Here is a 10,662-nt window from a genome sequence, read left to right on the forward strand (position 1 = left end):
CTCAGATCTCCACATCCTTGTCGTAGAAGACGCGGTCCTCCCGCCAGCCCCCCGTACCGAAACCGATACCGGCGAAGTCCTCGACGAACTCGATCTGGTTGATCCATTTCGTCATCTTGAAACCCACCTGGGTCTCCACCCGCAACCGCAACGGCGCGCCGTGCTTGATCGGAAGCGGCACGCCGTTCATCTCGTATGCCAGCAACGTCTGCGGCTTGTCCGCGAATTCCAAATCAATGACCTCGTAGAACTGGCCCCCGCCGTGTGACGCCGGTTCGTCGGTGCTGTTGTCCTGCATGCTCAGAAAGCAGACGTACCGCGCCTGGGGCAGGGGTCGCACCAGCTCCACGAGTCGGCCCAAGTGCACCCCTTTCCATTCGGCAATGCTGGTCCAGCCCTGCACGCAGTTGTGCATGACGCACTGCGACTCCGGCTCGGCCAGCGACCGCAACGCGGCGAGGTCCAAGATCACCGGGTTCTCGACGAGGCCACCCACCCGCAATCGCCAGTCGACGAAGTTGTGGACGGCCATCACCTTGAAGTCGATGCTCGTCGGCGGCTTTCCGTTGACGCGGTGCTGCGGCGAGATCTTGCTTGCCGGGTAGTTCTGCCGGGAATTCAGCGGCCGCAACAACATCCGCCGAACGGCGGACACCACCGCCCCGAGTATGCGCTGCACCGATCGCGGGTTGCGACTACTCCAGAGCGTCGCCGCAACGTGGATGGCGACGACCGCCGCGACGATCAGCAAGGACAGCGCCGTCGCCCAATAGATGTTGCGGACAGAGCCGAAGATCATCAATGCGGTGAGCCTGCCCCACCCCCAAAAGAAAATCATCGACAGGTGAATCACGATGAAGATCAAAAACGCGATCAGCCCCAGGAAATGCAGACTGCGCGCCCACTGGCGTCCACCCCACATCTGCACGTACCAGGGGAAGCGCGCCTCGATCGCCGGGGACTGAGCGGCTCCGGTCAAGATCTGAAACGGCGCCAGGAGAAAGATGACACCCGCGTAGGTCAACTTCTGGACGGCATCCAGTGGTTGACCGGGCAGTGTGCTCGGCAGATTGAAGGACATGTAGGTGACGATGTCGTTCCATGCGTCGGGAAAAATCGACCACGAGTACGGCCAGTACCGGTGCCATTGACCCGTCGCGAACAACAAGACGTAGTACGCCAGCCCCACCAAGATCCAACCGATGACCGCGAAGAAGTGCCAGTGCCGGCCGACTCCCAGTTGGGCATGGCCCGGCAACGAGATCAGCGGGTGATAATCCTCTTCTTCGTCGAGCGTGTCGTAGATGCGGTCGCGCGGCATGACCTTGCGGGTAAACCGCGCCCATTCGGTGCCCGGTTTGCTGTCGTCATGCCAGTACAGCTTCGGGTGAGTGGACAGAATTTCGATGCCGCTGCGGATTATCAGCGTCACGAACAGCAGGTTTAGCCAGTGCTCGACGCGCAGCCAGGCCGGGTAATCGAGCGTTGTCATGCCTGGGCTCCCATCAGTCGGGCCATTGCCGGCGTTGCGGGTAAGCCACATTGATGCCCGACAACACCGTCGTGTGAACAGCGACAAAGGCCGCGGCGAACGCCATCGCGAAGGTGCCGGGCGCGAAGTCCCATCTAGCCGTCACGGCCACCAGTCCCGGAAGCCTCACCCACCGACTGACCAGATAGAGACCCAGAAAGGCCAGGCACACCATGCTGCCCCAATACCAACCAGCTGGCGGCACAAGGGGTTTGGCCGCAAACACCATGGCGCCAGCCGCGGTCATGCAGGCGACTGCCAGCACAGCCGTGTAGACAATGAAATACAGCGGTGGATCCGGCTCTGTCAGGACAACGTAGACATGCATTGCCACCAGACCCATCAGCAGCAATATCCCTAAGGCGGTCACCGCTCGCGGCACGTTGAAGGCGACCCAGCCGTTCAGGGTGAGCACCGGTGAGGTCACGATGCTTCGCCAAATCGAGATCAACCGCCGCGGGACGACATCGACCATGAAGCCGTGGTACCCGCGCTGATTACTTACAAACCGTCCTGTTAAATTGCCGCGACTGCAGCCCGACGCGCGCCACGCTGGGCAAACTGTTGCATTGAGCATGCGGCTGCCGTTGATATTCTTAGTGCCTGTGCCTGGCGAGTGCTCAGCGCTTTTGTGACCAGCTTGCGAGACTCAGCCCGAAAACGGGGGGCCGTAGGAGGAACGGCCAATGGCCGCCGAAAGGAACTGGGACAACACCGTGGGCGCGGCCGACGACGTCCGCCGCATCTTCGAGAATGTCCCCGCGCTGTTGGTCGGCCTTCAAGGGCCCGACCACCGATTCGTCGCGGTCAACGCCGCTTACCGCGCGCTCAGTCCTCCGATCGACAGCATCGGCCTCCTGGTCCGCGAGGTCTATCCCGAGTTGGAGAGCCAGCAGATCCTGCAAATGTTCGACCGGGTCTACGAAACGGGGGAGCCGCAGTCGGGAACCGAGTGGCGGGTGCAAGCTGACTTCGAGGGCTCGGGGACGGCACAAGAGCACTTCTTCGACTTCATCGTCACGGCACGGCGCGGAGACGACGGCTCGATCGAGGGGGTCCAGCTCGCCTTCGTCGACGTGACCGAGCGGGTGCGCGCACGGCTGGCCGCCGAGTCGCGCATGCACGAGTTGTCCGAGCGATACCGGAACGTGCGCGATTCTGCCACCGTCATGCAGCAGGCGCTGCTGGCGCCGTCGGTACCCGTCGTTCCGGGCGCCGACGTCGCCGCCGAGTACCTCGTCGCCGCCCAGGACACGGCCGCCGGTGGCGACTGGTTCGACGCGATACCCCTCGGAGATCGGCTGGTGCTCATCGTCGGTGACGTCGTCGGCCACGGCGTCGAGGCGGCCGCGGTGATGTCGCAATTGCGCACTGCGCTGCGGATGCAGATCGTCGCGGGCTACCCGCTCGCCGAGGCGCTGGCGGCGGTCGATCGCTTCCACGAACATGTGCCCGGCTCGAGGTCGGCCACCATGTGCGTGGGCTCGCTCGACTTCGGCACGGGAGAATTCCAGTACTGCACGGCCGGGCACCCGCCGCCGCTGCTCGTCGGTTCGGAGAGCGAGTCGCGTTACCTTGAGCCGTCCGGCGCTGGCCCGCTGGGCAGCGGCACAGGTTTCCCGGTGCGCACCGAATTCCTGGACCTGGGCGACGTGGTCATGCTCTACACCGACGGTCTGATCGAACGTCCCGGCCGACCGCTGATGGCCAGCACCGCCGAATTCGCCGACTTGGCAGCCAACATCGCCGGCGGCCAGGGCGGGTTCGTGATCGAGTCCTCGGGGCGGCCCATCGACCGCATCTGTTCGGAGACGCTGGAACTGCTGTTGCGGTCGACCGGCTACAGCGACGACATCACATTGCTTGCGGCGCAACGGCGTATGCCGCCGCCACCACTCCAGATGACGCTGGATGCCACGATTCATGCCGCGCGCGCGGTTCGCTCTCGACTGCGTCAGTGGCTCGCCGAGGTCGGCGCCGCCCCCGATGACATTTCCGACATCGTGCACGCGATCTCCGAGTTCGTCGAGAATGCGGTCGAACACGGTTACACCACAGAGGTTTCCGACGGTGTTGTCGTCGAGGCATCGCTGGCCGGGGACGGTAACCTCTACGCGTCGGTCACCGACCACGGGCAGTGGAAGGACCATCTCGAGGGCGAGCAGGGTCGCGGCCGCGGCCTGGCCATGGCCGAAGCCCTGGTATCCAGCGCCCACGTCACCCATGGGCCCGGCGGTACCACCGCCAGCCTGACGCACCGCCTGTCGCGACCCGCCAATTTCGTCACGGACACGCTCGTCAGCCGGACCGATCAGCAGCGGAGGTCGACCGACTCCGAATTCGTCTCCGTGGTCACCGAACCGGGCCGCATCGTCGTCAGCGGCGACGTCGACTCCACCACCGCCTCCACGCTGGATCGCCAGATCGCGGTCGAAAGCCGTTCCGGGGTAGCGCCGTTGACCATCGATCTCAGCGCCGTGACCCAGCTCGGGTCGGCCGGCGTCAGCACGCTGGCGGCCGCGCGCGACCGTGCACTACGCCAGGGCAGTGAGTACGTGCTGGTGGCCCCGCCGGGCAGCCCGGCGCACCATGTGTTGTCGCTGGTACAGCTCCCGGTCGCCGGCGGACTCGCCGAGAATCTCGTCGCGGAGGGCTAGAGCCGCTCGGATCGCTGGCCGTGCCGCACCTGCTTGAACGGCACGCCTCGATCGGCCGCGTATTCCCGCGGGAAGCCCAGCACCCGCTCGCCGATGACGTTGCGCGCCATCTCCGTGGTGCCGCCGCCCATCGCGACAGTCTGGCGGGCCAGGTAACGCAGACCGGTTTCCAGGCCGTCCCCGGGTTCTCCGACCACGCCGGCACTTCCCGCGATCGCCATGGCGGTGTCGACATCCACGAACACGGTCTCGGCGTGGAACAGCCTGATGAGCGTGCCGGCGGCCGGCGGCAGCGTGCCATCGCGGACGCTGCGGTAGACGTGACCGATCAGCTGCTCGGCCACCGCACGTTGTACGAGTGCGCGGCCGGCCATCTGCTGCACGCGTTCGTTCCCGGCCTGACCCGTCTTCTCGATAAAGGTCACGTAGTCAACGGGATTCGCGTTGCCGCCCTCACTGCCGCTGCCACTAGCGAACTCGGAGCCCTGCCCCACCGCCCTGCGCTCGTGGTACAGCTGCCGCGACGCCACCGCCCAGCCATTGTTCACCTCCCCGACGACGGCGTCGTCGCCGACGTCCACCCCGTCGAGGAACTCCTCGCAGAACTCCGTGGAACCGCTCAGCATGGTGATGCGCCGCAACGTAATTCCCGGATGGGCGATGGGCACCAGGAACATCGTCAAGCCCTCGTGCTTGGGCACATCCCAATTGGTGCGGGCCAGACACAGCCCATAGTCGGCGGCGAACGCGCTGGTGCTCCACGTCTTGGCGCCGTTGAGTATCCAGCGGTCGCCGTGGCGTTCGGCCCGGGTGAGGACGCCGGCCAGATCGGATCCGCCGCTGGGTTCGGACAACAACTGCACCAGCACCTCGTCGCCGCGCAGCGCCGCCGCGATGTGTTGTTTCTTCTGATCTTCGCTTCCGGTGTCGAGCAGTGTGGCGCAGCAGATGGTGAACGTCGGTGTGTTGAGGATCAGCGGCATCTCGTAGTCGATGGTCTCCGCGTCGAATGCCTTCTGGTACTCGTAGTCCAGGCCGAGGCCGCCGTACTCGCGGGGAAAGCAGATCCCGGCGAATCCGCCTTCGTACAACCGCTTTTGCAGTTCTCGGGCGCGTAGCCAGGATCGTTCGTCGTCGCGCGGGGCGGGCGGCGGCGATTCGGGATCGATGCGGGGCATGTTGTCCGCCAGCCATTCCCGGGCCCGGGCCGCGAACTCGGCAACGGATTCGGTCGGTGTCATTTGTTGGACCGACCCGCCTTCTCGTGTTCATACACGCGCAGGTTGTGTTCCTCCGGTGTTCCGAACATGGAGCGATACAACGTGATCCGGCGCAGGTAGAGGTGCAGATCGTGTTCCCAGGTGACGCCGATGCCGCCATGCATCTGCACGCAGGCCTGGACGATTTGGCCGGCCATCTCACCCACGTAGGACTTGGCGATGCTGGCCGACAGGCCCGCGCCGGGTGAGTTGGCGGCGACGTCGGCGACCGCCGCGGCCGTGGTGGCGCGGCAGGCTTCCAGCCACAGCTTCATGTCGGCGAACTTGTGCTTGAGGGCCTGGTAGGACGCCAGCGGGCGCCCGAAGGTGTGCCGGTCCAACGCCCACTGGACGGTCAGGTCGAACACCGTCTGCAGGATGCCAACCACCTCGGCGCACTGCAGGGTCTGGGCGATCTGGCTCTGGCGGTCGATCAGGGCGGCGGTCTCGGCGGCGGTGCCGACCGCCGCCGATCGATCCACCGTCACACCGTCGAAATGCACCCGGGCATATTGCTTGACCAGGTCGACGGACTGCTGGGGCTCGATGGTCACGCCGGACGCGTCCGTGGGGACCAAGAACTGGCGCAGCTCGGCGCCACTGCGCGCCGCCACCAGCAGCACCGCGCTCTGCGCGCCGGCCTCGACCCGGTCCTTGGTGCCGTCAATGCGATAACCCGAATCGGTCGGGGTGGCCGTCACCGACGGATCCAGTGGCGCCCACCCGTGGCCCGGCTCCGAAACCGCCCACGACGCCACGGTTTCACCGGACATCAGGGCCTCGATGGTGTCGGTATGCGGTTGCCGGTCCGCACACTCGACGAGCGCGGCCAGTACGACGCTGACCGGATACAGCGGCCCGGGCGCCACAGTCTTGCCGAGCTGTTCGGCGACCATGGCCAGATCCGCCAAACCGCTGTCCGAGACGCTGCCGCCGCCCAATTCCTCCGGCACCAAGAGGCCCGTCCAGCCGAGCTCCGCGGCGCGCCGCCACCATGCCGGATCGAACGACATCCCCGAGGCGTGCAACTCCCGCACGCGGCGCAGTGGCGCTTCCTTTTCCAGAAAAGCCTGGGTGGTCGAAGTGAACAGCGTCTTTTCGGGAGAGTCGAGTGTGGTCATGCTGCCTCTCGTGGAGAGTTCTCCGGCGTTCTCGATGGTAGCAATTAGCGCTACGGTAAGAGATACCGGAGTTCCGTCGATAGTGCTGGTCGGCGCTACATGGCGAACACGCGACGCAGCGAACGCGCGTGCAGGGCACGGTTCTCCTGAGAAACAACCCAATCGGGAACCAACGAGTCGAACCCGTTGAATGCTGCTGCGATGACGTGTAATTCGGTGTGCACGTAGGCGTGCAACAGCCTGTTCGCGTAGTCGATGGCTTCGTCGCGGCAGGGATCGATCTCCGCGCAGCTGATGAACGTCGGCGGCAGACCCTCGAGGTTCGCGCGGTGCGCGGGGACATGCTGGCCGTTGGCGCTCGCGTGACCGAGGTAATGACCCCATGCCCGGCTCACGGCCGGGCCGTTGAGGCCCGGCGTGCGCTGGAATTCGCGCCGGGATTGGGTGGCGTCGGAATCGAGCATCGGCTGGTGCAGGATCTGCACCAGGATCTGTGGACCTTCGTCATCGAACATGCGCTGACTCAGGCCCGCGACCAGTGCCGCGCCCGCGTCGCGTCCCATCACGGCGATGCGGTTGACGTCCACCTTCAGCTCGGCGCAGTTGCGGATGGCGTAGTAGAGGCCGGCCTCGACGTCGTCCAACGCGGCCGGGCAAGGGTGTTCCGGCGCGAGTCGATAGTCGACCGATACCAGCAGGCATCCGCCATCTCTGGCCAGCTCCACGCACTGGGCATGATCGGTGTCCAGGTTGCCGGTCACGAATCCCCCGCCGTGGGCGTACAGGACAAGCGGTGCATCTGATCCGGCTCGATCGAGGTCGGGACCGCGGTAGAAGCGAAGCTTCAGCTGATGTCCGCCGGGGCCGGCGATGGTGCGCGTTTCGACGGTTACATCGGCGGTGTCGACCGCGGCGGCGCGCTCGGCTGCGAGCCGGTTGGCGTGCTCCCGTTCGGGGGGCAGTGTCTCGGCGCGGAATTCGACGACGCCCAATGCGGTGGCGGCCTCTCGGAGTACCGGGTCGATCCGGGTAAGGCCCTGTGGCCGCGTCAGATTCGTTTGTGTCATACCTTCTCGTCTTCCGGGCTCGTCGTGCGGGCTCGTCCGGTCCCGGCGCGGGGCCGTGCCGGAAACTTTCTTCAAGGTAGACCTGCGATTCCGGGTGGTGACAGACGAGGGGCGCATCGCTTCAGCGCGGGCGGATTCAGAGTTCTCCGGGAAGCGCCTTGACCGTCGCCGGTAACCCGTAGAGAGCGGTCGCGTTGCCGCGCATGATCCGCTCGCGCTGGTCGGCCGGGAATCGGCTGATCGCATAGGTTGGCGCGTCGTAACTCCAGTGCGGGTAGTCCGTCGAAAACATCAGGTTGTCGCCCAGGTCCATCATTTCCAGATACTCCCGGAACTGCACGGTGTCGGCATCTTCCAGCGGCTGAGTGGTGAACCGAACATGTTCTCGCACATACTCCGACGGGCGGCGCCGCACGTGGGGCAGGTCGCCGCGGCGGGCTTCCCAGATGCGGTCCATCCGCGACATCACCGGCATCGCCCACGTGAACCCACCCTCGACGAACACCACCCGCAGGTCGGGGTGGCGGTCGAACGCGCCGTCGAACACCAGGCTCATCAGGTGCGAGACATACAGCAGCGGCCAGGACGCGAAGAAGTCATGCCAGTGCGCGGGGTTGCCGACGGGATACAACGGAATCAGCTCGAACGGCGTCTGTCCCATCAGGTGCGTGGCCACCGGGAAACCGTTGCGTGCAGCGGCTTCATAGAGCGGGTCGAAATGCGGGTTGCCGAACGGGATCCCACGAGTCTGCGGTGTCATCAGCACCTGGGCCATGTACGGATGTCCCGCCCACCGCTCGACCTCACGCGCCGCCTGCTCGGGTGTCTGCGCGCTGACGCTGATCGATCCGCGCCACCGGCCGTGTTCGTTGTTGGTGTCGAGCCAGACATCGGCAAGCCAGTCGTTGTAGGCGGACTTCAGAACGTGTTCGGCCTGTGGCAGCTGGGCGTCACACATCGGCTCCAGCGTCGCGATGCTGACGCCGGCGTCGAGCAGCAACTGCTTGGCGGCGAATTCCGGGTCGCTGCCCGCAACCCCACCCCCCGGCGGGGCGGCGTCCATCCGCAGCGACATGGTTTTGTACGAGTCCGGTGTGTCGTAGAAATGCGGCACCGGGGTGACGGCGTTGCCGGTCGGCCAGATCTTGTCCACCCATTCGGACGGCGCGTACGACTTGAGCACGTCGGTCGAGAGGGGCAACGGGTGCACGTCGGTGTCGACGATGCTGACCGCAATCTCGTCGTCGTGACCGGTCTGCGAATCGACTCGTTCGATGGTGGTCATCGGACACGCTCCTTCAGCCCGTACAGCTCGCTGGCGTTCCGCCACAGCACCTTGTGGCGTTGGGCGGGATCGAGGCCCTCGGCGATGGTCTCCGGCGGAGTTGTGGACCAATGGGGATACGCCGAGCCGTACATCAGCAGGTCGGACTTGCCGGTGAACTCCATCCAGCGCTGCGTGTCGCCGGCGTCGGTCGGTCCGTCGAACGCCGACGAGCAGAACCTGACGTGGCCGGGCAGGTACTCGCTCGGGTAACGGTCGACCCACGGCGTCTGGTCACGCATGGACACCCAGAAGGTGTCCAGCCGCCAGATCAACGGGGTGAGGATGTCATAGCCGCCGTCGGCGAAGACGAATTTGAGGCCGGGGTGCCTGCCGAACATCCCCTCGACGATGAGGGTGGCCAGATGCACGAAGTAGTTCAGCGGCATGAACGCGGCATATCCGGGATAGGTGTGGGCGTGGCCGGCGAAGGTGGGCGGATAGTCGACGCCGTTGCCGCCGTTTATGTGTACCGCCACTGGCAACCCGTGGGCGGCGGCGGCCTCCCAGATCGGCTCGAACATCGGTTTGCCGTAGGGCTCGCGTGACTGCATCGGGACGCCGACCTGGACGAGCTTCGGGTGATCGCCCAGGCGCTCGATCTCCGCGACGGCCCCCTTCGGGTCTTCCGGATTGACGCGGATGGTGCCCCGGAATCGATCGGTGTTGTCGGGCTCGATCCAGCGGTCGAGCAGCCAGTCGTTGACCGCCGCGCAAATTCTGCTGTTGAGCAGGTAGTCGGCGATGTTGCCGCGCGTCAGCGGGTTGAGGATGGCGTACTCGACGCCCTGCGCGAACAGGTCGCCACTGACCGTCTCCGGGTCTGACCCCGGGTAGTGCTCCCCGTAGAGGTCTTGCCGGTAGTCGCCGCCGGGTGCGGAGTACCACTGCTGTTCGACGTCGGGGATCGATCGCAGCTGATGGGCGGCGGGCAGGTAGCGCCGGATCTCCGCGTTGGAGCGGAAATGCGGTTGCACATTGGCATCGATGATCTGTGGGCTCATGCGGTCAGGTACACCTCCCCATCGGTGACGTCGACCTGGTAGGTGCGGATACGCCGGGTCGGATCGGCGAGATTTTGACCGGTGGTGATGTCGAATTCCCAGTTGTGCCAAGGGCATCGGACGATTTGGCCGTCGCGAACGCGCCGCAGCCCGCCGGGTTCGTCCGGGGCGAACTCGTTGGTCCCACCGAGGAGACCGAGGCACAGCGGGGCCCCTTCGTGCGAGCAATAGTTCACGATCGCGTAGAACTCGCCGCGCACGTTGTACACGCCGACGCCGAACTTCCCGACGTCGACCAGCTTCATCCCGCCGGGCGGCAGATCGTCCAGCGAGCACACGAATCGCCGCTCGGCCACTTGCATCACCGCCTCCGACGCCACGCAGCATCAATACTGTGCCCGTTACGGTAACCACGACAAGCCGTTGGGCTTAGTTGCTATCTATACTATGATAGCGATAATCCCGTCGATCCATCCGCTTACCGGCTGCCCAGGAGGAGCGCTGAATGACGCTCAGGGAGCCGTGCCAAACCGGGTCCGTGCGCCTCATGTATTCGAAGAACGGGTAGGGGCTCGTTTCGCCGGTGAGGTCGAGTGTGACGGGCTGGTTGGCGGGGTCGGTGCTGAGCGTCATTCAGCGCTCCTCCTGGGCAGCCGGTAAGCGGATGGATCGACGGGATTATCGCTATCATAGTATAGA

9 protein-coding genes and 1 pseudogene are annotated in these 10,662 nt (G+C 65.4%); 1 reads left to right on the forward strand and 9 read right to left on the reverse strand.

Going from position 1 to position 10,662, the window contains the following annotated elements:
- Window position 1 precedes the first annotated feature (1 nt).
- Window positions 2-1,492 carry a molybdopterin-dependent oxidoreductase gene (locus A5711_RS13285; protein ID WP_067947143.1) on the reverse strand — a complete coding sequence of 497 codons (1,491 nt, stop codon included), beginning with the start codon at window positions 1,490-1,492 and terminating at the stop codon, window positions 2-4.
- Window positions 1,493-1,505: 13 nt separating this feature from the next.
- Window positions 1,506-2,006 carry an oxidoreductase gene (locus A5711_RS13290; RefSeq protein ID WP_067947145.1) on the reverse strand — a complete coding sequence of 167 codons (501 nt, stop codon included), beginning with the start codon at window positions 2,004-2,006 and terminating at the stop codon, window positions 1,506-1,508.
- 211 nt (window positions 2,007-2,217) lie between these two features.
- On the opposite strand from A5711_RS13290, the gene A5711_RS13295 reads away from it, so the two are divergent.
- Entirely contained in the window at window positions 2,218-4,188 is a 1,971-nt protein-coding gene (locus tag A5711_RS13295; RefSeq protein ID WP_067947147.1) for a SpoIIE family protein phosphatase, read from the forward strand.
- Here A5711_RS13295 and A5711_RS13300 read toward each other — a convergent pair.
- From A5711_RS13300 to A5711_RS26860, 7 genes and pseudogenes are all read right to left on the reverse strand, one after another.
- Window positions 4,185-5,429, reverse strand: a complete 1,245-nt coding sequence (locus A5711_RS13300; RefSeq protein WP_067947149.1) for an acyl-CoA dehydrogenase family protein — start codon at window positions 5,427-5,429, stop codon at window positions 4,185-4,187. The genes A5711_RS13295 and A5711_RS13300 overlap by 4 nt on opposite strands.
- Window positions 5,426-6,568: an acyl-CoA dehydrogenase family protein gene (locus A5711_RS13305; protein ID WP_067947151.1), complete on the reverse strand. Its 1,143-nt coding sequence runs from the start codon at window positions 6,566-6,568 to the stop codon at window positions 5,426-5,428. The genes A5711_RS13300 and A5711_RS13305 overlap by 4 nt, the downstream gene beginning before the upstream one ends.
- 95 nt (window positions 6,569-6,663) lie before the next feature.
- Entirely contained in the window at window positions 6,664-7,635 is a 972-nt protein-coding gene (locus tag A5711_RS13310) for an alpha/beta hydrolase (RefSeq protein WP_067947153.1), read from the reverse strand.
- Between the two features lie 136 nt (window positions 7,636-7,771).
- A complete protein-coding gene (locus tag A5711_RS13315) occupies window positions 7,772-8,920 on the reverse strand; it encodes an amidohydrolase family protein (protein WP_067947155.1) in 1,149 nt (382 codons plus the stop codon).
- The gene (locus A5711_RS13320; protein WP_067947156.1) at window positions 8,917-9,963 is read right to left on the reverse strand and encodes an amidohydrolase family protein; all 1,047 of its coding nucleotides are present in this window, start codon (window positions 9,961-9,963) and stop codon (window positions 8,917-8,919) included. Before A5711_RS13320 ends, A5711_RS13315 begins: the two co-directional genes overlap by 4 nt.
- Window positions 9,960-10,325 (reverse strand): Rieske (2Fe-2S) protein, encoded by a 366-nt coding sequence (locus A5711_RS13325; RefSeq protein WP_067947190.1) that lies wholly within the window; start codon window positions 10,323-10,325, stop codon window positions 9,960-9,962. Before A5711_RS13325 ends, A5711_RS13320 begins: the two co-directional genes overlap by 4 nt.
- 148 nt (window positions 10,326-10,473) lie before the next feature.
- Window positions 10,474-10,596, reverse strand: a pseudogene (locus tag A5711_RS26860) (cytochrome P450); the annotation flags it as partial.
- Window positions 10,597-10,662: the final 66 nt, after the last annotated feature.

Source organism: Mycobacterium sp. E2238 (genome assembly GCF_001672665.1).
Taxonomy (GTDB): Bacteria; Actinomycetota; Actinomycetes; order Mycobacteriales; family Mycobacteriaceae; genus Mycobacterium.

Bases quoted from the DNA above. Each gene is read 5' to 3' on its own strand.
- A5711_RS13285 (WP_067947143.1), bottom strand. From the start codon at position 1,492: ATGACAACGCTCGATTACCCGGCCTGGCTGCGCGTCGAGCACTGGCTA.
- A5711_RS13290 (WP_067947145.1), bottom strand. From the start codon at position 2,006: ATGGTCGATGTCGTCCCGCGGCGGTTGATCTCGATTTGGCGAAGCATC.
- A5711_RS13295 (WP_067947147.1), top strand. From the start codon at position 2,218: ATGGCCGCCGAAAGGAACTGGGACAACACCGTGGGCGCGGCCGACGAC.
- A5711_RS13300 (WP_067947149.1), bottom strand. From the start codon at position 5,429: ATGACACCGACCGAATCCGTTGCCGAGTTCGCGGCCCGGGCCCGGGAA.
- A5711_RS13305 (WP_067947151.1), bottom strand. From the start codon at position 6,568: ATGACCACACTCGACTCTCCCGAAAAGACGCTGTTCACTTCGACCACC.
- A5711_RS13310 (WP_067947153.1), bottom strand. From the start codon at position 7,635: ATGACACAAACGAATCTGACGCGGCCACAGGGCCTTACCCGGATCGAC.
- A5711_RS13315 (WP_067947155.1), bottom strand. From the start codon at position 8,920: ATGACCACCATCGAACGAGTCGATTCGCAGACCGGTCACGACGACGAG.
- A5711_RS13320 (WP_067947156.1), bottom strand. From the start codon at position 9,963: ATGAGCCCACAGATCATCGATGCCAATGTGCAACCGCATTTCCGCTCC.
- A5711_RS13325 (WP_067947190.1), bottom strand. From the start codon at position 10,325: ATGCAAGTGGCCGAGCGGCGATTCGTGTGCTCGCTGGACGATCTGCCG.